Annotated in this window: 19 protein-coding genes; 11 read left to right on the top strand and 8 right to left on the bottom strand. The window is 61.8% G+C overall.

The annotated features are described in order from the left end of the window. Positions 1-132 precede the first annotated feature (132 nt). Complete coding sequence (locus C9383_RS07910) at positions 133-765, top strand: TetR family transcriptional regulator (RefSeq protein WP_090366301.1); 633 nt, start codon at positions 133-135, stop codon at positions 763-765. A gap of 317 nt (positions 766-1,082) precedes the next feature. Here the strand turns inward: C9383_RS07910 and C9383_RS07905 are convergent, their stop codons facing one another. From C9383_RS07905 to C9383_RS07895, 3 genes are read right to left on the bottom strand one after another with little or no spacing between them, the layout of a single operon-like run. Continuing rightward, positions 1,083-2,138 (bottom strand): alkene reductase, encoded by a 1,056-nt coding sequence (locus C9383_RS07905; protein ID WP_090366299.1) that lies wholly within the window; start codon positions 2,136-2,138, stop codon positions 1,083-1,085. A gap of 27 nt (positions 2,139-2,165) precedes the next feature. After that, positions 2,166-3,332, bottom strand: coding sequence for an MFS transporter (locus tag C9383_RS07900; RefSeq protein WP_090366298.1), 1,167 nt, complete (start codon positions 3,330-3,332; stop codon positions 2,166-2,168). A gap of 13 nt (positions 3,333-3,345) precedes the next feature. Further along, a complete protein-coding gene (locus C9383_RS07895) occupies positions 3,346-3,672 on the bottom strand; it encodes an ArsR/SmtB family transcription factor (protein ID WP_060753768.1) in 327 nt (108 codons plus the stop codon). Positions 3,673-3,825: 153 nt separating this feature from the next. Between C9383_RS07895 and C9383_RS07890 the strand changes: the two genes are divergently transcribed. Next, the gene (locus C9383_RS07890) at positions 3,826-4,443 is read left to right on the top strand and encodes an acyl carrier protein phosphodiesterase (protein ID WP_090366296.1); all 618 of its coding nucleotides are present in this window, start codon (positions 3,826-3,828) and stop codon (positions 4,441-4,443) included. A gap of 5 nt (positions 4,444-4,448) precedes the next feature. Here the strand turns inward: C9383_RS07890 and C9383_RS07885 are convergent, their stop codons facing one another. Both C9383_RS07885 and olsB read right to left on the bottom strand, forming a co-directional pair. Then, complete coding sequence (locus tag C9383_RS07885) at positions 4,449-5,240, bottom strand: lysophospholipid acyltransferase family protein (protein WP_090366294.1); 792 nt, start codon at positions 5,238-5,240, stop codon at positions 4,449-4,451. Then, positions 5,240-5,995: an L-ornithine N(alpha)-acyltransferase gene (gene olsB / locus C9383_RS07880; protein WP_060753765.1), complete on the bottom strand. Its 756-nt coding sequence runs from the start codon at positions 5,993-5,995 to the stop codon at positions 5,240-5,242. The genes C9383_RS07885 and olsB overlap by 1 nt, the downstream gene beginning before the upstream one ends. Before the next feature lie 188 nt (positions 5,996-6,183). On the opposite strand from olsB, the gene C9383_RS07875 reads away from it, so the two are divergent. The 5 genes from C9383_RS07875 (at position 6,184) to C9383_RS07855 (ending at position 10,992) form a co-directional block, all read left to right on the top strand. Next, complete coding sequence (locus C9383_RS07875; RefSeq protein WP_090366292.1) at positions 6,184-7,257, top strand: serine hydrolase domain-containing protein; 1,074 nt, start codon at positions 6,184-6,186, stop codon at positions 7,255-7,257. Next, a complete protein-coding gene (locus C9383_RS07870) occupies positions 7,254-7,568 on the top strand; it encodes an amidase (protein ID WP_090366290.1) in 315 nt (104 codons plus the stop codon). Before C9383_RS07875 ends, C9383_RS07870 begins: the two co-directional genes overlap by 4 nt. A gap of 125 nt (positions 7,569-7,693) precedes the next feature. After that, on the top strand, positions 7,694-9,136 hold the full coding sequence (locus tag C9383_RS07865; protein ID WP_090366288.1) for an amidase: 1,443 nt from the start codon (positions 7,694-7,696) through the stop codon (positions 9,134-9,136). A gap of 112 nt (positions 9,137-9,248) precedes the next feature. Next, positions 9,249-9,833 carry a YceI family protein gene (locus tag C9383_RS07860; RefSeq protein ID WP_090366286.1) on the top strand — a complete coding sequence of 195 codons (585 nt, stop codon included), beginning with the start codon at positions 9,249-9,251 and terminating at the stop codon, positions 9,831-9,833. Position 9,834: 1 nt separating this feature from the next. After that, the gene (locus C9383_RS07855; RefSeq protein WP_090366284.1) at positions 9,835-10,992 is read left to right on the top strand and encodes a phospholipase D-like domain-containing protein; all 1,158 of its coding nucleotides are present in this window, start codon (positions 9,835-9,837) and stop codon (positions 10,990-10,992) included. A 142-nt stretch (positions 10,993-11,134) separates the two neighbouring features. Here C9383_RS07855 and bglX read toward each other — a convergent pair whose 3' ends face one another. Further along, positions 11,135-13,426: a beta-glucosidase BglX gene (gene bglX / locus C9383_RS07850; protein WP_090366282.1), complete on the bottom strand. Its 2,292-nt coding sequence runs from the start codon at positions 13,424-13,426 to the stop codon at positions 11,135-11,137. Positions 13,427-13,668: 242 nt separating this feature from the next. On the opposite strand from bglX, the gene C9383_RS07845 reads away from it, so the two are divergent. The 4 genes from C9383_RS07845 (at position 13,669) to C9383_RS07830 (ending at position 16,981) form a co-directional block, all read left to right on the top strand. Next, positions 13,669-14,280: a LemA family protein gene (locus C9383_RS07845; RefSeq protein ID WP_060753758.1), complete on the top strand. Its 612-nt coding sequence runs from the start codon at positions 13,669-13,671 to the stop codon at positions 14,278-14,280. Positions 14,281-14,298: 18 nt separating this feature from the next. Then, the gene (locus C9383_RS07840) at positions 14,299-15,030 is read left to right on the top strand and encodes a TPM domain-containing protein (RefSeq protein ID WP_090366281.1); all 732 of its coding nucleotides are present in this window, start codon (positions 14,299-14,301) and stop codon (positions 15,028-15,030) included. Positions 15,031-15,058: 28 nt separating this feature from the next. After that, on the top strand, positions 15,059-15,676 hold the full coding sequence (locus C9383_RS07835; RefSeq protein ID WP_060753756.1) for a TPM domain-containing protein: 618 nt from the start codon (positions 15,059-15,061) through the stop codon (positions 15,674-15,676). 87 nt (positions 15,677-15,763) lie between these two features. Next, positions 15,764-16,981, top strand: a complete 1,218-nt coding sequence (locus tag C9383_RS07830) for a class I SAM-dependent methyltransferase (protein WP_090366279.1) — start codon at positions 15,764-15,766, stop codon at positions 16,979-16,981. Here C9383_RS07830 and C9383_RS07825 read toward each other — a convergent pair. Both C9383_RS07825 and C9383_RS07820 read right to left on the bottom strand, forming a co-directional pair. After that, positions 16,978-17,889 (bottom strand): DMT family transporter, encoded by a 912-nt coding sequence (locus C9383_RS07825; protein ID WP_090366278.1) that lies wholly within the window; start codon positions 17,887-17,889, stop codon positions 16,978-16,980. The genes C9383_RS07830 and C9383_RS07825 overlap by 4 nt on opposite strands. A 116-nt stretch (positions 17,890-18,005) precedes the next feature. Then, entirely contained in the window at positions 18,006-20,564 is a 2,559-nt protein-coding gene (locus C9383_RS07820) for a TonB-dependent receptor (protein ID WP_090366276.1), read from the bottom strand. Positions 20,565-20,636 lie beyond the last annotated feature (72 nt).

Raw genomic sequence — 20,636 nt, 5'->3', positions numbered from 1 at the left:
CGCGCAATGTTGACAAAGCACCGCTGAAAGCCTCGATTCTAGTACGTTCGGCGCCCCTGACGGCGTCGTCCCACAATTATTCAGATGCTCGTTACCGATCATCCCAAGTGTTCTGATTGAGGTTTTACTGCCATGGTTCGTCGCACCAAAGAGGAAGCTCAGGAAACGCGCAGCCAGATTCTCGAGGCCGCCGAGCACGCCTTTTATCAACGCGGCGTCGCGCGGACCACGCTGGCGGACATCGCCACGCTGGCCGGCGTGACACGCGGTGCCATTTACTGGCATTTCAGTAACAAGTCCGACTTGTTCCAGGCACTGCTGGACACACTGCACGAACCCCTGGACGAATTGGCCAGGGCGAGTGAAAGCGAGGATGAAGTCGACCCGCTGGGCTGTATGCGCAAGCTGTTGATTCATCTTTATCATCAAGTGGCCCTGGACCCGAAAACCCGTCGCATCAACGAAATCCTGTTTCATAAGTGCGAGTTCACCGACGAAATGTGTGACATGCGGCGCCAACGCCAGACCCACAGTCTTGAGTGCAACCTGCGCATCGGCCTGACGTTGCGTAACGCGGTCAATCGGGGACAACTGCCGGAAAACCTGGACACTACCCGTGGTGCCGTGTGCATCCACGCCTACATCCACGGCTTGATTGGCCAATGGCTATTGGTGCCTGACAGCTTCCAACTGCACCAGGACGCCGAGCGTTGGGTGGATACAGGGCTGGACATGCTGCGCCTGAGCCCCAGCCTGCGCAATTAAGACAAAATGCGTAATTGCTTCCAGTTGTGTCAACGGCAAATTCCAGAAACAGTCAATCGCCCCTTCGCGTGATGGGTAGGATGACTTTATATACGGGCTGACCGGCGGTTGATAGGTAGCCGCCTAAGTATTTTGTAGCGATTTTGTTGCAAGCCTGTGAAGGAATGTTTCCTCATAGGCTATATAAAGCAAAATGTGGGAGGGGGCTTGCTCCCGATAGCACAGTGTCAGTCGCCTGATTCGTTGGCTGACACACCGCTATCGGGGGCAAGCCCCCTCCCACATTTTATTGTCGTACTACTTATTCAGAGTGACGCTCAAAGCGCCAGCGTCGGGTAGTCGATGTAACCCACCGGGCCTTTGCCGTAGAAGGTTTCCGGGTGCGCTTCGTTCAGCGGCGCATCGGCCTTCAGGCGGGCCGGCAGGTCCGGGTTGGCAATGAACGGTACGCCGAAGGCCACCGCATCCGCCTTGCCGGCGGCCAGCCAGGCGTTGGCGCTGTCCTTGGTGAAGCGCTCGTTGGCGATGTACGGGCCGCCGAAGGCTTTTTTCAGCTGTGAGCCGAGACTGTCGGCACCTTCTTTTTCGCGGGAGCAGATGAAGGCGATACCACGTTTGCCCAGTTCGCTCGCGACGTAGGTGAAGGTTTCCGCCAGGTTCTCGTCGCCCATGTCATGGGAGTCGGCGCGCGGAGCCAGGTGTACGCCCACACGGCCGGCACCCCAGACTTCAATCGCAGCGTCGGTCACTTCCAGCAGCAGGCGCGCCCGGTTTTCCAGGGAGCCGCCATAGTTGTCGGTACGCTGGTTGGTGCTGCTTTGCAGGAACTGGTCGAGCAGGTAGCCGTTGGCGCCGTGGATTTCCACACCGTCAAAACCTGCGGCCTTGGCGTTTTCCGCACCCACGCGGTAGGCGTCGACGATGTCGGCGATTTCAGCGGTTTCCAGGGCGCGCGGGGTAGGGTAGTCGGCCAGTGGGCGCACCAGGCTGACGTGGCCTTTAGGCTGGATGGCGCTCGGGGCCACCGGCGTTTCGCCGTTCAGGTAGGACTCATGCGAGATGCGCCCTACGTGCCACAGTTGCAGGAAAATCTTGCCGCCCGCGCCGTGCACGGCCTTGGTGACATTCGCCCAGCCGCGTACTTGGTCGTTGGACCAGATGCCCGGAGTGTCAGGGTAGCCCACGCCCATCGGCGTGACCGAAGTGGCTTCGCTGAGGATCAGCCCGGCGGAAGCACGTTGCACGTAGTACTCGGCCATCAGTGCATTGGGAACGCGACCGGCATCGGCGCGGCAACGGGTCAGCGGCGCCATGATGATGCGGTTGGACAGTTCCAGGTCGCCCAGTTTGATCGGATCGAAAATAGTCGTCATGGGAAATCACTCTCTCTATTAAGTTGATCAGTTGGTCGCAGGGGCCAGGTCGGCATCGCCGCCCTGACGGAAAGTCATCAAGGTCACCAGCAGCGCGAGCACCGCCAGGGCACCGGCGGCCAGGGGCACGCTGGTCAGGCCGAGGCCGTGGGCAATCACACTGCCGCCCACCCAGGCGCCGAGGGCGTTGCCGACATTGAAAGCGCCGATGTTCAGGGTGGACACCAGGTTCGGTGCAGCCTTGCCGAAGGTCACCACGTTGATTTGCAGCGCAGGGACGGCGGCGAACGCAGCGGTGGCCCACAGGAACAGGGTGATTTCAGTCGGGATCAGTGCGGCGCTGGTCCAGCTCAGTACGGTGGAAACCACCGCCATGCTGATGAACACGCCGATCAAGGTGGCACCCAGGCGTTTGTCCGCCAGCTTGCCGCCGATGATGTTGCCCAGGGTGAGGCCCAGGCCGATCAGCAACAGCGTCCAGGTCACGCCCTTGGGCGACACGCCGGTGACATCGCCCAGCAACGGCGCGACGTAGGTAAAGAGCGTGAACATGGACGCTGAAAACAGCGCGGTCATGCTCAGCGACAGCCAGATACCGGCGCCCTGCAGCGCTTTGAGTTCGGCGCGCATGTCGAGTTTTTCTTCATCACGCTTGGCGGGCAGGAAGCGCATCAGACCGATCAACGCCACCACGCCAATCACGGTGACGGCCCAGAAGGTCGAGCGCCAGCCGGCTGCCTGGCCCAGCGCCGTGCCCAATGGCACGCCAAGCACGTTGGCCAGGGTCAAGCCGGTGAACATCAACGCCACGGCCGAGGCACGCTTGTTGGCGGGCACCAGGTTGGCGGCCACCACCGAACCGATACCGAAGAAGGCACCGTGGCACAGCGCGGTCACCACGCGGGCAAACATCAGCACGTTGTAGTCGCTGGCCAGGGCGCAGAGCAGATTGCCGATAATGAAGATGCCCATCAGCACTACCAGGGCGGCCTTGCGTGGCAGCTTGGCGGTCGCCAATGCCATGAAGGGCGCGCCGATTGCCACGCCCAGGGCGTAGCCGGTCACCAGCCAGCCGGCACCTGGAATCGACACACCCAAGTCTGCCGCCACATCGGGCAACAAGCCCATGATGACGAACTCGGTGGTGCCGATGGCAAAGGCGCTCAGGGCCAGTATGAGTAGCGAGAGAGGCATTATCCTGTCCTTGTTATAGCGCTGCCTTATCGTCAGCGCTGAGTTCGGTAATGAGCGCAGCGAGGAAGGCTTGGATGGTTTCCTCGTTGCGTTTGAAAAAGTGCCACTGCCCAGCCTTCTGGCTGCTGATCAGACCGGCCCGTTGCAAGGTGGCCAGGTGGGCCGACACCGTCGACTGGGACAAGCCGCAGCGCTGGTCGATCTGCCCGGCGCAAATGCCGTATTCGTGGTTATGCAGTTGCTCGGGAAACTGCACCTTGGGGTCTTTAAGCCAGGTGAGGATGTCTCGTCGTACTGGGTGTGCCAGGGCTTTTATTATTTCGTCGAGGTCGATGGACATGGCGGTTGCTCGTTGCTTGCAGCGTTATATCGCGATGAGGCGAACTTTAAATCGTTGAATTCCGATATACCAATATGATTTTGGTCTTAATGCCGATCAATTCGGTATATCGGGTTATAACGATACGTTGGCGGCAGTGTTAGACTGCACGTCATGAATTATCTCGCACATCTGCACCTGGGCGGCCAACTTCCTGCGCAACTGTTGGGCAGCCTCTATGGCGACTTCGTCAAAGGCCGCCTGCAGGGCCAGTTCAGCCCGCAAATCGAATCGGCCATTGCGCTGCACCGCTCAATCGACCGCTACACCGACAGCCACCCACGGGTGGGGCAGGCGTTGTCGCGCTTTAGCCTGACCCGCCGGCGTTATGCCGGGATCGTCCTCGATGTGTTTTTCGACCACTGCCTGGCGCGGGACTGGCTGGTGTATGCCGACCAACCGCTGGAGCGCTTCACCTCGCAGGTGTATCGCGTACTGGCGGCCGAACCGCAGTTGCCAGGGCGCCTGGCGCAGATCGCCCCCTATATGGCGGCGGATGACTGGTTGGGTTCCTACCGCGAGTTTGCGGTGATGGAGCAGGTGTTGCGGGGGATCTCACGGCGCCTGACACAGCCCGCAGAACTGGGCCATGCGATGCAGGAATTGCGCATGCTCTATGAGCCGTTGAGTGAGGACTTCCGGGTGTTCTATCCGCAACTGCAGGCGTTCGCCAGCACCCAACTGGCAGCATCAGGCCAAGTGTGGGAGGGAGCAGGCCCCTCCCGCATTTGAACGATTCAGGCAGCGAATGCAGGCCGCGCATCCACCTGCTCGATCTCCGGCAACGGCCCGAACAAGGCTTTCTGCACCGCTTGCTGCGCCTGGTACGCCAATGCCGCGCGTTCCTGGCCGGCACAGGCAATCGGCTTGAGCACATGAATCTCGACATCGCCCTGGTCATTGGCAAACAGGCGCATCAGGTGCGAGAGCAAATCATCATCGCCAATGAACGGTGCCAGCGGATCCACCTGGCCGCCGCGCAGATAACGAATGGCCACCGGTTGCAGTGACACCTCGGCATCAATGGCACTGGCCAGCAAGCGTCCGTGGAAGGTGCGCAGGCTGCGCCCGTCGGTGGTGGTGCCCTCCGGGAACATCAGCAGTGGGTGCTGCTGCTCCAGATGGCGGGTCATCTGCTTGCGGATCAACTGGCTGTCGCCCGAGCCCCGGCGGATAAACAGGCTGCCGGCCTTGGCCGCCAACCAGCCGGCGACCGGCCAGGTGCGCACTTCGGCCTTGGACAGGAACGACATCGGCGTGACCATGCCCAGCAGCGGAATGTCGGTCCAGGACACGTGATTACTCACCCACAGCATCGGCGTTTGCGGCAGCTCGCCGTGTACCGTCACGCGAAAGGGCAGGGCGTTAGTCAACCGCGCCATGAAGAATCGCGACCAGCGCTGGCGTCGCACCATCGAGTTGGCGACACCCAAGCGTTCGAACACCCCAAAGACACTGGCCATGCTCAAGCCCAGCGCCACCACCAGCAACACCCGTGCAATGCGCCCATAGACGCGCGGACGGCTCATCACATCGCCGCCTTGAAGTGGCGGGCGTAACGCGGGCATAACTCATCGCGCTTGAGCAGGATAAATACGTCGGCCACCTGGAAGTCTTCATCCCAGCACGGCTCACCGCAGATCTTCGCACCCAGGCGCATATACGCCTTGAGCAGGGGCGGCATCTCGGCGATGACGTTGGACGGCAGGTCCAGCGCCGGCAGCGGCTTTTTCGGTTCGGCGCGCAAGTGTTCATTGCACAGGTAGCGTTCGCGCAGGCGCTGCATGATTGCGTGGGCCTGGATGCCGCCATCGTGCATCGGGATGCTCGCGCAGCCCATCAGGTAGCTGTAGCCGCCCTCGTTGAGCACCTCGGCCAACTCGCCCCACAGTACCGCGATGGTGCCGCCGTTGCGGTAGGCGGGGTCGACGCACGTGCGGCCGATTTCCAGGATCGGGCCTTGCAGATGCAACAAGCCGTGCAGGCTGAATTCTTCTTCACTGTAGAACCGGCCCAGAGTGCCGGCTGCCTGGTGGTCCAGCAAACGGGTGGTCGCCACCAGTCGACCGCTGTTCAAATCACGCACGCCGATGTGGCTGCAGTGAACATCATAATCATCCATGTCCAGGCCCAGTTCCGCACCTTTCAGCTTGGCGTTGAACTCGCCGCTGAACACGTTGAACCGCAGGGCCTGGGCTTCCTGCAACGCCTGTGCGCCAACCAGGCGTTCGGCTTGCAGGCGGCGTTCATTGCCGGTGTCGCTGATGCGGGCGATCTGAGTCATGGCGAATCTCCGAGTGCCGGCCACTTACCGGCCGGTCGACTTGTTTGTCCAAACTCAGGCTATGTAGCCTCGGTGTCATCTCCATGAAGTTACGGTGACGGTTGGATGACAGGCTGTTTGTCGCAAATCTGTCATCGGCCTCGGCTAGGCTCGCGGGCTTGAATGCCCCCCTCGTTGAGTCTGCGTTTATGGTCAGAGGCTTGCTGTGTGTCGCCCTGCTGTTCGTCACCGTTACCGCCCACGCCGAAACCTGGCCCGACAAGGAATGGGCCAAGGGCACAGCGCTTTCCGGCCCTGCTGTCGATGCATTGGACGCCTACGCATTCCCAGCCCGCGATGACGTCACCCGCAAAGGCATCCGCACCGACGCCTTGCTGGTGATCCGCGATGGCCAGATCATTTATGAGCGCTACGGCGCGCCCACCACGGCCAGCACGCCGCACCTGACGTGGTCCGTCAGTAAAAGCCTGATGGCCACTGTGCTCGGCGTGGCCTACGGCGAGAACCGCTTCAAGCTGAGCGACCCCGTGGCGCGCTTTTACCCGCCGATGAAACAACACCCCACGGTGACGATGGCCGACTTGCTGCACTGGGCCTCGGGCCTGGACTGGCAGGAGGACTATGAATACGCCCCGCTGAACTCCTCGGTGGTGGCAATGCTTTACACCCGCGGCCGTGGCGATATGGCCGACTTCGCCGCAGACACCGCGTCCGTCAACCCGCCAGGCCAGGCGTTCCGTTATTCCAGCGGCGACAGCAATATCCTCTCCGCCGCCCTCAAAGGCATGCTCGGTCACAAGGCCTATATGAGTTACCCGTGGGACGCGCTGTTCAAACCGCTGGGCATTCACAACGCCACGTGGGAAACCGATACCAATGAAACCTTTGTCGCCTCGTCCTACGCCTACCTCACCGCCCGCGATCTGGCGCGGGTCGGCCTGCTGATGGCGCGCGACGGGCGCTGGGGTGATCAGCAGTTGCTGCGCAAAGACTGGGTCGCCTTCAACCGCCAGCCGTTCGACCGCTACAAAGCCGGCCAGGACGACGCGGTGCCGGGTGGGCATTGGTGGCTTAACAAAGGCGTGCCGCAACCCTGGCCCGACGCTCCCGCCGACACCTTCGCTGCCCTCGGTCACTGGGGCCAGGCATTGTTCGTGATGCCCGACGAACACTTGGTGATCGTGCGTTACGGCGACGACCGCGATGGTAGCTACCGCCATAACGAATTGCTCAAACGCGTGCTTGCGGCGGTGCAACCATGATCCGCCGTCGACCGTTTACCAGTCTGTTTCTAGTGTTGTTGCTCGCCTTGCTGGGTTGGATCTGGCACGAGCGCGTCAACCTGCAAGCCTTCCCCGACATCATTGCGGCGTACACGGCCAAGGAATATTGTTCGTGCCGGTATGTGGAGAACAACCCGGCCGATTATTGCCGCGGGTATGTGAAGCAGTACGTGCCGATCAATGCGTTGAGCGATAACCCGCAGCGCAGTGAAGTCACCGCCAGCGGCTTGGGGCGCACCCATACTGCGCGGTGGATGGGGGACCGCCAGGGCTGCCGCCTGTTGCCTTGAAGTTTCACCCAGGTATGCACACGACGTTGTTGTCAGCTTGCGCGCTGCCCCTGCCGGTGTGCTTACTGTACGCATGAGGTAGCGTTTGCCAGGTAGCCGCTATCGTTTGCGAGTGAGGTGAGGCCTTGAGTATTGTTGATTGGGATGCCGCGCAACTGTCACGGGCGATCCACGCCCGGCAGGTCTCCTGCGAAGAAGTGATGCTGGCATTTCTGGCGCAGATCCAGCGTTTCAACCCGAGCGTGAATGCGCTGGTGTCGCTGCGCGAAGCCGATGAAGTACTGGCCGAGGCGCGGGCCTGTGATCGCGAATTGGCCCTGGGCCGGTCCCGTGGCTGGATGCATGGCATGCCCCAGGCGATCAAGGACCTGGCGGCCACCCAGGGGTTACGCACGACCCTCGGCTCGCCATTGTTCGCTGATCATGTGCCGACGGAAGACGCGATCAGCGTGGCACGCGTGCGTGCCAGCGGCGCGATCATCATCGGCAAGAGCAACGTGCCGGAGTTCGGCCTCGGCTCACAGACCTACAACACGCTGTTCGGCACCACCGGCAACGCGTACGACCCCAGCCGCGTCGCAGGCGGCAGCAGCGGCGGGGCGGCCGTGGCCCTGGCGCTGCGCATGCTGCCGGTGGCCGATGGCAGCGACATGATGGGTTCGTTGCGCAACCCGGCGGCATTCAACAATGTGTTCGGCTTGCGCCCGTCCCAGGGCCGGGTGCCCCACGGGCCGATGCCGGAACTGTTCGTGCAGCAATTGAGCACCGAAGGCCCGATGGGCCGCAGCGTGACGGATGTGGCGCAACTGCTGAGCATCCAGGCGGGTTATGACCCACGGGTACCGTTGTCATCCAAGGACGATCCGCGCGTCCTGGGCCAACCCTTGGCGCGTGACTTCAAGGGCACGCGCCTGGGCTGGCTGGGCGACTATAACGGCTACCTGCCGATGGAAGACGGGATCATGAGCCTGTGCGAATCGGCCCTCGGGGATTTCGCCACGCTGGGTTGCAACGTCGAACGCTGCCTGCCGGACTTTTCCATGGCGCGCCTGTGGCGTAGTTGGTTGGTACATCGCCACTGGTTGGTGCATGGCAACCTGGCTGGGGCCTACGCCAACCCGAAAAAACGCGCCTTGCTCAAGCCCGAGGCGCAATGGGAAGTGGAGGGTGGCCTGGGCTTGAGTGCCCAGCAGGTGTATCAGGCCTCGGTGGATCGCAGCGAGTGGTATCGCGCGTTGGCCAAGCTGTTCGAACGTTACGATTTCCTGTTGTTGCCCACGGCCCAAGTATTCCCTTTCGATGCCCGACAGCCCTGGCCGTGCCAGGTGGCAGGGCGTGACATGGACACCTACCATCGCTGGATGGAAGTGGTGATCGGCCCCACCCTGGCCGGCCTGCCAAGCATGAGCATCCCGGTGGGCTTCAACTCCCAGGGCCTGCCCATGGGCCTGCAGGTCATCGGCCCGGCGCAGGCCGACCGTGCGGTCCTGCAATTGGCGTATGCCCATGAGCAACTGACGCAATGGGTGCAGAGGCGGCCGCCTGCGTGTCTAGCGGGGACAGGTTGATTGGTTGACGTAGGACCTGGCGTTGGCCTGGCGCGCCTCCCCCCACAATGGATTTGCACCGTTCATGACATTGCGCTTAAGGTTCGCTCAGGTTTTCCCCCGCGAGTCGTTAATGTCAATCAAACCCTTGGCCTTCGCCCTCCTGGCCGCCACCGCCACCGCCACACCTGCCCATGCCGATTGGTACCTGGATAACGAGTCCTCGCGCCTGTCGTTCGTGACCACCAAAAACACTGAAATCGCTGAAGTGCATCGCTTCCTGGTGTTGCATGGCAAGGTGGATGGCAACGGCGCGGCGCAGTTGGAGGTGGAGCTGGAGTCGATCAACAGTGGCATCCCCCTGCGCGATGAGCGCATGCGCAATGACCTGTTTGAAATCAAGACTTTCCCTGAAGCCCGGATCAACGCGCAGATCAACCTGCAACCGATCAACGATCTGGCGCCGGGCGCACAGTTGGAGTTGCGTCTGCCGCTGTCGGTCACGCTGCATGGCAAGACCCAGACTTACAGTGCCGAGCTGCTCGCCACGCGCCTGGATGATCGCCGATTCCAGGTCGTGACCCTGCAACCTGTGGTGGTGCACGCCGAGGATTTCGAGCTGATGCCGGGTGTGGCGGCCTTGCGTAAGGCCGCCGGGCTAACGTCGATCAGCCTGTCGGTGCCGGTGGGTGCGGTACTGATCTTTTCGGCGCGCTGACATGGGCGGCGCAGTGTTCCCCTGGCGCAGCGCCAACCGTTTCGAGTTGCTGATCGACGGGCCGAGTTTTTTCCCGCAGATGCTGGTGGGCATTGCCCGGGCCGAGCAGCAGGTGGACCTTGAACTCTATCTGGTGGAAGCCGGGGCTTGTGCCGAAGCCATGGTGCAGGCGCTGGTCGTGGCCGCCGAACGTGGCGTGCAGGTGCGTTGTCTGTTCGATGATTACGGCAGCCTGGCATTTACCCTCGGGCTGCGTAAGCGCTTGATCGACGCCGGTGTCGAGCTGCGGTTTTACAATCGCCTCAACTGGCGCCGCTGGATGGGCAACCTGTACCGCGATCATCGAAAGCTCCTGTTGATCGACCGGCACAACGCGTTTGTGGGCGGCACCGGGGCCACGGATGAGTTCTGGACGCCGGGCAACGACACCGCCGATTGGCATGAGGTGATGGTGCAAATCAGCGGTCCACTGGTGCAGGACTGGCAGGCATTGTTCGACCGCCAATGGCAGGCCAATGCGGCGCGTCGCGAGTGGAAAGCCTCCCGCCATTTCGGTTTGCCGCGCTTGCCCAAGGTGCCGGCGACGGGCCCGGGCCTTGGCCGGGTGGCGTATGCCGATGCCCGTCAGCACCGCGATATCTTGCAATCACTGCTGCGTTCACTGAACCGCAGTCAGCAACGCATCTGGCTGGCCACTCCGTACTTTTTGCCGACCTGGGGCGTGCGTCGTGCCCTGCGTCGAGCGGCGGCGCGGGGTGTGGATGTGCGCTTGTTGCTCACCGGCCCGCGCACCGATCACCCGTCCGTGCGTTACGCCGGGCACCGCTATTACCCGCGCTTGCTGCGCTCGGGGGTGCAGATCTTCGAATACCAGCCGTGCTTCCTGCATCTGAAAATGGTGCTGGTGGATGACTGGGTAAGTGTGGGCTCGTGCAATTTCGATCACTGGAATCTGCGCTTCAACCTGGAAGCCAACCTCGAAGCGCTGGACCCGGCATTGACGCAGGCGGTGGCGGGCAGTTTCGAGCGTGACTTTGCACAGAGCCAGGCGGTGAGCCTGGAGGCCTGGAAGGCTCGGCCGTTGTGGCGACGGGTGAAACAGCGGGTGTGGGGGTGGATTGATCGGTTGGTGGTGAACTTGCTGGATAGACGCGGCTAACCAGGTCAATGAAATCAAATATGGGAGGGGCGGTGCGAGGATTCGGCTTGCTCCCGATTGCAGGGTGTCAGCCTCTGAAAATATTGACTGATCCACCGCTATCGGGAGCAAGTCGAATCGTCGCACCGCCCCTCCCACATTTTTAGAGCAGTTCGAACGTCTGCTGTTGCACATCCTGGGAGTCGAGCCCGATCTGCACGTTGAATTCACCCGGTTCCGCTGCGTATTTGAGCTGGCTGTTGTAGAACTTCAAGTCGTCCTCGCTGATGGTGAAGTGCAAGGTGCGTTCTTCACCCGCCTTGAGCATGACTTTCTGGAAGTTCTTCAACTCCTTGATCGGACGGATCATCGAACCGGCCACATCCTGGATATACAGCTGCACCACGGTTTCGCCATCCACCTTGCCAGTGTTTTTCAGCGTGACGCTGGCGTCGAGCTTGCCGGTCTTGTTCAGGGTCGTGGACGACAATGCCATGTCCGACAGGCTGAACGTGGTGTAGCTCAGGCCGTAGCCGAACGGGAACAGCGGCCCGGTGGTGTCATCGAAGTATTGCGAGGTGTAGTTGCCCGGTTTGCCTGGGGTGAATGGCCGACCAATGGTCAGGTGGTTGTAGTAGGTCGGAATCTGGCCCACCGAACGAGGGAAGGTGATCGGCAGCTTGCCCGATGGGTTGTAGTCACCGAACAGCACGTCAGCGATAGCGTTGCCGCCTTCGGTGCCGGCGAACCAGGTTTCCAGGATCGCATCGGCCTGCTGGTTCTCATCGAGAATCGACAGTGGGCGGCCGTTCATCAGCACCAGCACCAGGGGTTTGCCGGTGGCTTTGAGCGCCTTGATCAAATCGCGCTGGCTTTGCGGGATGTTCAGGTCGGTGCGGCTGGAGGACTCGTGGGACATGCCCCGCGATTCACCCACGGCCGCCACGACCACGTCGGCGTCCTTGGCGGCTTTCACGGCCTCGTCGATCATCACCTGGGCTGGGCGGGTGTCATCCACCACTTCCGGTGCATCGAAATTGAGGAAGTTGAGGTAGTCGACCACCGCCTTGTCGTTGGTGATGTTGGCGCCACGGGCGTAGATGATCTTGCCTTTTTCGCCGATCACCGCGTTCATGCCGTCGAGTAGGGTCACCGATTGTTCCGGCTTACCGGCCGCGGCCCAACTGCCCATCATGTCGATCGGTGCCTTGGCCAGCGGGCCAACCAGGGCGATGGTCGCGGATTTTTTCAGCGGCAGGGTGTCATGCTGGTTTTTCAGCAGCACCAGGCTGCGGCGCGCAATGTCGCGGGCGTCGCTGCGGTGCAGGCGGCTGTCGGCGTAGGTGTCGGCCGGATCGTCCTCGGCCTTGCCGATGCGCAGGTACGGGTCTTTGAACAGGCCCATGTCGTACTTGGCGCCGAGCACTTCACGCACGGCGTTGTCGATGTCGCTCTGCTGGATTTCGCCGGACTTGAGCAACCCCGGCAGTTCCTTGCCGTACAGCGAGTCGTTCATGCTCATGTCGATACCGGCCTTGATCGCCAGCTTGGCGGCTTCACGCCCGTCCTTGGCCACGCCGTGCTTGATCAGCTCGACGATCGCGCCGTGGTCGCTGACGGCCAGGCCCTTGAAGCCCCAGTCCTTGCGCAGCAGGTCGTTCATCAGCCAGGTGTTGGCGGTGGCGGGCACGCCGTTGATGGAGTTGAGCGCCACCATCACGCCGCCGGAACCGGCCTTGATCGCCGCATGGTAGGGCGGCAGGTAGTCCTGGTACATCTTGACCGGGCTCATGTCGACGACGTTGTAGTCGCGGCCGCCTTCCACCGCGCCATACAGGGCGAAGTGCTTGACGCTGGCCATGAGGCTGTCGGCGTTGGCGGGGCTGGCACCCTGGAATGCCTTGACCATCACTTCGGCAATGCGCGAGACCAGATAGGTGTCTTCGCCGAAACCTTCGGACGTACGGCCCCAGCGGGGGTCGCGGGAGATGTCGACCATCGGCGCAAAGGTGATGTCGAGGCTGTCGGCGGCGGCTTCCTGGGCGGCGATGCGCCCGGAGCGACCGATGGCGTCCATGTCCCAGCTGGAGGCGAGGGCCAGGCTGATCGGGAAAATGGTCCGGTGGCCGTGGATCACGTCATAGGCGAAGAACATCGGGATCTTCAACCGGCTGCGCATGGCCGCGTCCTGCATCGGACGGTTTTCCGGGCGGGTGATGGAGTTGAACGTGCCGCCGATGCGGCCCGCGGCGATTTCCTTGCGGATCAGCTCACGGGGCATTTCCGGGCCGATGCTGATCAGGCGCAATTGGCCGATCTTTTCATCCAGGGTCATCTGCTTGAGCAGGTCGCTGACGAAGGCGTCCTTGTCTTTAAGCGCAGCAGGCTTTGTTTCTGCCCATACGGGGTGAGTGGCCAGAGTGGCAACAAGGCCGAGCAAACACAGCTTTTTCATGAATATCCTTTTTCGGCACACTGCGCGGCGTAAATACGCCGTTCTGCCAAAATGTGGGGAACCTATGTTGTTGTTCGAGTGTTATTGCTGAAAATGCACCACACTTCTGAACTCTTATTTGCGCTGGGCATCTTTTAGCTGATTGACTCGACGCAATCCAGTCGTGGTCGCGGATTATGCCTCAAGCGTGTGAGCGATAGGGCCAGCCGTCAAATTCATCTCGTTGCACCAGGAGAAACACCATGCAAGCAGCACACACCTACCGCTGGGGCTTCAAGGCCGCCGCTTTGTTTTTGCTCAGCACAGTGCTCAGCGGTTGCGGCATCAACACCATTCCCACATTGGATGAACAGGCCAAGGCCGCCTGGGGCCAGGTGCAGAACCAGTACCAACGGCGCGCCGACCTGATCCCCAACCTGGTGGAGGTGGTCAAGGGTTACGCGGCCCATGAGCAGGACACCCTGACCGCTGTGATCGAAGCGCGGGCCAAGGCCACTTCGATCCAGGTGGATGCCAGCACCCTCGATAACCCGGAAAAACTCAAGCAGTTCCAGCAAGCCCAGGACGGCTTGAGCGGTGCCCTCAGCCGCTTGATGGTGGTGTCCGAGCGTTACCCGGACCTGAAGGCCAACCAGAACTTCCTGGCCCTGCAATCCCAGCTTGAAGGTACCGAGAACCGTATCGCCGTGGCCCGGCGTGACTTTATCCAGGCGGTACAGGCGTATAACACCGAGATCCGCACCTTCCCGGGCCGCCTGTGGCACAGCATCATGTACAGCGATCTGCCGATCCGCGCGACGTTCGAAGCCACCAGTGCCGATGCCGATAAAGCGCCCCAAGTGAAGTTCAAATAAGGCTTCCCTGAGGTGTCGATGCGTTTATTAAGGATAGGCCTGGCGCTGTGCTGGTTGGCCTGTGTCGGTGCGGCCCAGGCGGCGCTGACCTTCCCGGCGCTGACCGGGCGGGTGGTGGACGACGCCCAGATGATCGACCCGGCCACGCGCCAGCAACTGACTCAGCAATTGCAGGCGCTGGAGCAAACCACGGGTGACCAGATCGTGGTGGTCACCGTGCCTGACTTGCAAGGTGTGCCCATTGAAGACTTCGGTTATCAATTGGGCCGCCAGTGGGGCATTGGCCAGAAGGGCAAGGACAACGGCGCGCTGTTGATCGTCGCCCGCGATGAGCGCAAATTGCGTATCGAAGTCGGTTACGGCCTGGAGGGCGTGCTGACGGATGCGCAGTCGTGGGTCATCATCAACCAGGTGATCGCGCCGGCTTTCAAGGCCGGTAACTACAGCAAAGGCATCAGCGACGGCGTGGCGGCGATGTTGCAGGTGGTGGGTGGCGAGCCGCTGGCCGTGCCGGCCCATGTGGCGGATGCCAACTTTGCCAAGGATAATCCCGGTTTTTCCATCGGCCTGTTTATTCTGCTGATCGGCGTGTTGTGGCTGTGCAATCGCATGGGGCTGCCGGTGGGGGCGATCCTGCTGGCCATTCTCAGCAACAGCGGCCGTGGTGGCGGTGGCGGCGGGGGAGGCGGCGGTGGTTTCCGGGGCGGTGGTGGTGGCTTCGGTGGCGGCGGGGCGTCAGGCGGCTGGTGATGATAATAATGAGAGAGCAAGCACAACCATGGCATTACTGACTGAGCACGAGCAGCGCCAAGTCGCGCAAGCGATTGCCCGCGTGGAAAAAGACACCGACGCGGAACTGGTGACCGTACTGGCCGCCCGCGCCGATGACTACGCCTACATCCCGCTGTTGTGGGCCAGCCTGATCGCGTTAGTGGTGCCCGGCGTGGTGCATTACCTGTCGGGTTATCTGACCATGTACACCTTGTTGCTGGCGCAATGGGTGACCTTCATCGTGTTGTGCCTGGTGTTCCGCCTGCCCAAGGTCACCACCCGGTTGATCCCGCGTTCGGTGCGCCACTGGCGCGCCTCCAACCTGGCACGGCGGCAGTTTCTGGAGCAGAACCTGCACCACACGCTGGGCAGCACTGGGGTGCTGATCTTTGTCAGCGAGGCGGAGCGGTATGTGGAGATCCTGGTGGATGAGGGTATTTCCAGGCACCTGGATAACAGCAGTTGGGATGGGATCGTCAAGGCGTTTACCCAGCAGGTGAAGCAGGGGCAGACATTGGCGGGGTTTATCGCGTGCATCGAGGCCTGTGGCGAGTTGTTGAAGGTCCATGTGCCGGTGACGCAGACGCGTAACGAACTGCCCAATCGATTGGTGGTGCTGGAGTAAGGCGTACCACTGGTCAAATAACTCCGTGCCCTGAAGGGCTATCCCCCCTAAAATGCCCGGCATTCCCAGCCTGAGGCGTTTTTGTTCATGTCCGTCACCGCTCAACCCGCCAGCCCTGCGCCGGATCATCATGCCCAGTTCATCGAACTGTTGAACGCCAGCCTCGCGCAGAACGCGTTTATCAAACTGGTGCTGGCCAAGTACGTGGGCACGGAGGCCGAGCTGCAACGGCTGATCATCAAGCAGGTGGCGGTCAAGGAGCAGCCTTGCCTGTCTTTCGTCTACCGCTACAAGACGCGCGACATCACCAAGAATTTGCCCCTGGCCGAAGGCGTCAAGGCGATTGCCGAGCTGCTGCCGGCCTCGTTCAAGAACGCGCACTTGCTGTCGCTGACTGATGAAGCCCAGTTGGAATACAGCAAGAAGAACAAAAGCTCGCTGTTCAAAAGCAAGCCACAACAACTGCGGGAGGCACCTTCCGCCGAGCATAACCGCGAGAAAAATCGTTTCCTCGACCTGAGCCGGCCGTTCCTTGCCGACCTGGGGGTGACCGACGCCAAACAGGCGCTGATCCCATCGATGTCGCGCAAGTGGAAGCAGATCAACAAATTCATCGAAGTCTTCAGCCATGCGTTGACCTCGTCACCGCTCAAGCTCGACCAGCCGGTGCGCGTCGCCGATTTCGGCTCGGGCAAGGGCTACCTGACCTTCGCCATCCACGACTACCTGCGCAACACCCTCAAGGCCGAGGGTGAGGTGACGGGCGTTGAGCTGCGTGAAGACATGGTCACCCTGTGCAACAACGCCGCCGCACGCCTGGAGCACCCGGGGCTGGTGTTCAAATGCGGCGATGTGCGCAGCGTGGCGCCCAGCGAGCTGGACGTGATGATCGCCCTGCATGCCTGCGATATCGCCACCGACTACGCGATCCACACCGGCATCCGCTCCGGCGCGTCGATCATCATGTGCTCGCCGTGCTGCCACAAACAGATTCGCCTGCAGATCCAGAGCCCGGTGCTATTGAAGCCGATGCTGCAATACGGCCTGCACCTTGGCCAACAGGCGGAAATGGTCACCGACAGCCTGCGTGCACTGTTGCTTGAAGCCTGTGGCTACGAGACGAAGGTGTTCGAGTTCATCTCCCTGGAACACACCAACAAGAACAAGATGATCCTCGCGGTCAAACGCGCCGAACCGTTGGACAACGCCCAGTTGCTGGAGAAAATTCAAGAGCTGAAGGCGTTCTACCACATCACCGAGCACTGCCTGGAAACCCTGCTGCGCGCAGATGGGTACCTGGTCTAAACGCAGTCCGGTGTGGGAGGGGGCTTGGGAACTGGTGCAGGCTGCACCGCGGTCTTGCGCCCCAGCATCACGGTCGCGATCACCCCGCAGGCAAACAGCCAGGTCACCGGCTCGATATGTTCGCCAAAGAACAACGCCGAAAAGGCGATGGTGAAGAAGATCTGCAGCAGTTGAATCTGGCTGACCCGGGCAATGCCACCCATGGCCAGCCCGGCGTACCAGGCAAAGAACCCCAGGAACTGCGAAAACAGCGACACGTAGCCGAACGCCCACCAGGTGCGCAGCGAGATTGTTCCTTGATGTTGCGCCGCCAGGTACCACACCGGGCCGATCAACACGGGCGTAGACAGCACCAGTGCCCAGCAGATCACCTGCCAGCCGCCCATCTCCTTGGCCAGTCGGCCGCCTTCGGCATAACCCAGGCCGCCCACGGCGATCGCGCCGAGCATCAGCAGGTCGCCCGCCTGAATACTGCCGGCGCCGGTGATCAAGGCGTAACCCAGCACCAACCCACTGCCCAGCGCCGCACAGGCCCAGAAAGCTTTCGACGGCCGCTCATGGGACAGCCACGCTGCGTACAACGCCACGCACAGCGGTTGCAGGCCGTTGACCAACGCGCCATGGGACGCCGGCAAGGTTTGCATGGCCCAGGCCGACAGTACCGGGAAACCCAGGATCACGCCGGCCATGACCAGGCACAACCCACGCACTTGGCGCCAGGTCGGCCAGCGTTCGCGGCGCCACAACAACAGCGCGGCCGCCGGCACCGCCGCGAACAAGGCGCGACCCAGGCCGTTGAGCAACGGGTGGATTTCCTGCACCACGATGCGGGTGAAGGGCAGGGTCAGGCTGAAGATGATGACACCCAGCAGGCCGAGGGCCATGCCGGTGTTTTCGCGCGAGCTCATGGGGGCATCCGAAATAGAGAGAAGCCCAAATCCAGAGGGCTTCCAGGGAAGCCCATCTAGCCACAACCCCCGTCGACCAGGGGCCTACAGCTGCGTGCGGATTTATCCGTACAGTTTTAGAAGAACCGCGTAATGCTGATCTTCGCGTCGCGGCCCTTGGTGTAGGCACGGTCGCCGCTCAAGGCCGGACGGAAGTTTTCGTTGAACAGGTTGTCGACGGTGACGTTCACCTCGGTGCCTTTGAGGTAAGCCTGTTGGGGTTTCCATTTGGCGAACAGGCCCTGGGTGTTGTAACGCTTGTTGCCGTATTGGTCGTAGAACAGGTCGCCGACACTGCTGCCCGGGCCGCCGGAATATTTGTCGCTGGGCAGGCGGTCGGTCGCGCCGATGAACTGGCCCATCCAGCCCACCTGGGCATCCCAGGCCGGAATGTGGGTGCCCAGCACCAGTACCCACTTGGTCGGTGGAATGTCACGTGCCGGTACATCCGGCCCCCAGGGGTTGGTGTAGGCGCCTTCGTGGTCGCCTTTGGCATAGGCGAACGACACCGAACCGAACAGGTAGGTGGAGTTGTAGAACGACTCCAGTTCAAAGCCCTTGATGGTCATGCCGCCGATGTTGCGGTAGTTGGACAGCGCGCCCGGTGGACAGGCGCTGGAAATCGTGCCGCCGTTGATGGCCTGGTTCTGGCAGCCCACCCCCGTGGCCTTGAAGATTTCGTCTTCGACCTTGTTATGGAAGAGCGTGGTGCGCAATTGCAGATTGTCGTCCTGGGTGATGACGTGATCGAAGCTGGTCACGCTGCCCAGGCTGATCGAGGTGATGCGTTCCGGGTCGAGGTCGAGACTGGTAGCGGTGCGGCTGCCCAGGCCCTGGACTTCATATTGTTCGTCGATGACCGGCGCGCGCCAGGTCTTGCTCCAGTTGGCGAACAGCCCCAGGTGTGGGGTGACGTTCCAGAACAGCGCCAGGCGCGGCGACCAGCCGGTGTAGGTGCGGTCGCTGTAGTCGTGGCCGTAGGACGGATCCGGGTTGTTGTAGTACGGCGCATCATTGCCTTCGCCGCGGTTACGCACGTGGTCGTAGCGCAGCGATGGGGTGATGGTCACATCCCCGACGGTGACTGCATCCTGCACGAAGAAACTGTTGGTATCGACTTTGCCGTGGGGCATGAAGCCGGGCTGGAAATGCCCATAGTTGTAACGTGCGCTGTTATAGGTGGCACCGGGCATCCACATCTCGGTTTCGCGGATGTGCTTGCGGATCTGCCCACCCACCGTCAGCGCGTGTTGCAACGGCCCGGTGCTGAACAGGCTGACGTTGCGTACGTCCAGGTTCTTGTCGGTGTAGGACGTGTCCATCTTGCGTCCGCCGCTGGCGAGCTGGAAGAACGCGGTGGCGTCGCGCTCGTCCGTCTGTTCGGTGTTGGACTGGGAGTACTTGACGGTCAGGTCCACCAACGGGTTATCCAGCGGTGTGTATTCGTACTTGCCCGACCAGGTGGTGTCGGTGGTGTCGCGTTGGGCCAAAAAGCGTTTCAGTGCGTTTTCATAGCCGTAGCGGTCGATGTTGGCCTGGGTCGGCGGCGTCGGGTAGCTGGCGGCGGAGAACGGTGTCCAGCGGTTGCTGTGGGAGCGCGAGTAGGACAAGCCCACGCTGTGCTCATCGGTGAAGTGCGCGTTGACCTTGAACAACTTGCCATCCACGTCCTGTGCCGAGTTGGGCAGGCGCTGGGGGTTGATCGGGTACTGGTTGTTGTCGTTGGGCAGTTTGCCGGCCACCTTCATGTCGCCGCCGTCACGTTGGGTCAGGTAGGCCAGCGCGTCGAAACGGCCGTCGTCGGTGCGGCCATACACGGCACTGCTGTAGACCTGTTCGTGGTCGTTGCTGGAGTAGCCATATTTGAGCATCGCGCCGCTGTTGCGGCCGTCCTGGAGCAGGTCGGGGGCGTCCTTGGTGGTCATGTTGACCGTGCCGCCAAAACCGCCGTTGCCGGTGAACGGCGAGTGGGGGCCTTTCTCTACCTCGATGCTTTTGATCAGCTCGGGCTCGATAAACACCGTGCCTTGTTGATAGCGCTCAAAGCCGCTCTTGGTGGCGCCATCGACGGTCAGTGGCACGTCTTCGGCGTCACCGAAGCCCCGGATGTTGATGGTCTGGCCGCCGGGTTTGAGCGAGCCGCCCTGGCTTACGCCGGGCAAGGTCTGCAACAGGCTGGGGATGTTGTTGGACTGGTAGCGGTCGATATCGGCCTGGGTCAGGGTGGAACGGTTGACGGTGGCGGAGTCGACTTCGTTGCCGGTGCCGATCACGCTGAGGGCGTCCAGTTGGATCGCGCCGCTTTGGGTGGTCTTGCCTTCGTCGGGACGCACCACGTAGGTCGTGCCGACTTTGATCAGGGTGAATTCGCCGTTTTGCAACAAGCTGCGAATCGCCACTTCCGGGGTGAAATCACCGCTGAGCGCCGGTGCCTGCGCGTTTTTGAGCAACGTTTCATCGAACAGCAGCTGGATTTTCGCCTGTTGCGCCACCTGGCTCAGGGACAGGGCCAGCGGCTGGGCGGGCAGTTGCAATTTGAACGACTCAGCCTGGGCAGTGAGGCTGAACGCCAGGCAGGTGGCAATGAGGCTGGGTCGAAGAAACAGGTGCGAAGCGTGGCAAGGCGCGCGAAACATGAAATCCCCCGGTGCGGCTGAACAGCCAAAAAGGTGTGCGTATCAAACACAGTCGGGAGGAAGACGGAGCAG

Source organism: Pseudomonas palleroniana, assembly GCF_003031675.1.
Taxonomy (GTDB): domain Bacteria; phylum Pseudomonadota; class Gammaproteobacteria; order Pseudomonadales; family Pseudomonadaceae; genus Aquipseudomonas; species Aquipseudomonas palleroniana.
This window is presented reverse-complemented; position numbering and strand designations above follow the sequence as displayed.

Bases quoted from the DNA above. Each gene is read 5' to 3' on its own strand.
- C9383_RS07820 (WP_090366276.1), bottom strand. From the start codon at position 20,564: ATGTTTCGCGCGCCTTGCCACGCTTCGCACCTGTTTCTTCGACCCAGC.
- bglX (WP_090366282.1), bottom strand. From the start codon at position 13,426: ATGAAAAAGCTGTGTTTGCTCGGCCTTGTTGCCACTCTGGCCACTCAC.
- C9383_RS07905 (WP_090366299.1), bottom strand. From the start codon at position 2,138: ATGACGACTATTTTCGATCCGATCAAACTGGGCGACCTGGAACTGTCC.
- C9383_RS07910 (WP_090366301.1), top strand. From the start codon at position 133: ATGGTTCGTCGCACCAAAGAGGAAGCTCAGGAAACGCGCAGCCAGATT.
- C9383_RS07855 (WP_090366284.1), top strand. From the start codon at position 9,835: ATGGGCGGCGCAGTGTTCCCCTGGCGCAGCGCCAACCGTTTCGAGTTG.
- C9383_RS07875 (WP_090366292.1), top strand. From the start codon at position 6,184: ATGGTCAGAGGCTTGCTGTGTGTCGCCCTGCTGTTCGTCACCGTTACC.
- C9383_RS07835 (WP_060753756.1), top strand. From the start codon at position 15,059: ATGGCATTACTGACTGAGCACGAGCAGCGCCAAGTCGCGCAAGCGATT.
- olsB (WP_060753765.1), bottom strand. From the start codon at position 5,995: ATGACTCAGATCGCCCGCATCAGCGACACCGGCAATGAACGCCGCCTG.
- C9383_RS07885 (WP_090366294.1), bottom strand. From the start codon at position 5,240: ATGAGCCGTCCGCGCGTCTATGGGCGCATTGCACGGGTGTTGCTGGTG.
- C9383_RS07860 (WP_090366286.1), top strand. From the start codon at position 9,249: ATGTCAATCAAACCCTTGGCCTTCGCCCTCCTGGCCGCCACCGCCACC.
- C9383_RS07890 (WP_090366296.1), top strand. From the start codon at position 3,826: ATGAATTATCTCGCACATCTGCACCTGGGCGGCCAACTTCCTGCGCAA.
- C9383_RS07895 (WP_060753768.1), bottom strand. From the start codon at position 3,672: ATGTCCATCGACCTCGACGAAATAATAAAAGCCCTGGCACACCCAGTA.
- C9383_RS07845 (WP_060753758.1), top strand. From the start codon at position 13,669: ATGCAAGCAGCACACACCTACCGCTGGGGCTTCAAGGCCGCCGCTTTG.
- C9383_RS07825 (WP_090366278.1), bottom strand. From the start codon at position 17,889: ATGAGCTCGCGCGAAAACACCGGCATGGCCCTCGGCCTGCTGGGTGTC.
- C9383_RS07840 (WP_090366281.1), top strand. From the start codon at position 14,299: ATGCGTTTATTAAGGATAGGCCTGGCGCTGTGCTGGTTGGCCTGTGTC.
- C9383_RS07830 (WP_090366279.1), top strand. From the start codon at position 15,764: ATGTCCGTCACCGCTCAACCCGCCAGCCCTGCGCCGGATCATCATGCC.
- C9383_RS07900 (WP_090366298.1), bottom strand. From the start codon at position 3,332: ATGCCTCTCTCGCTACTCATACTGGCCCTGAGCGCCTTTGCCATCGGC.
- C9383_RS07870 (WP_090366290.1), top strand. From the start codon at position 7,254: ATGATCCGCCGTCGACCGTTTACCAGTCTGTTTCTAGTGTTGTTGCTC.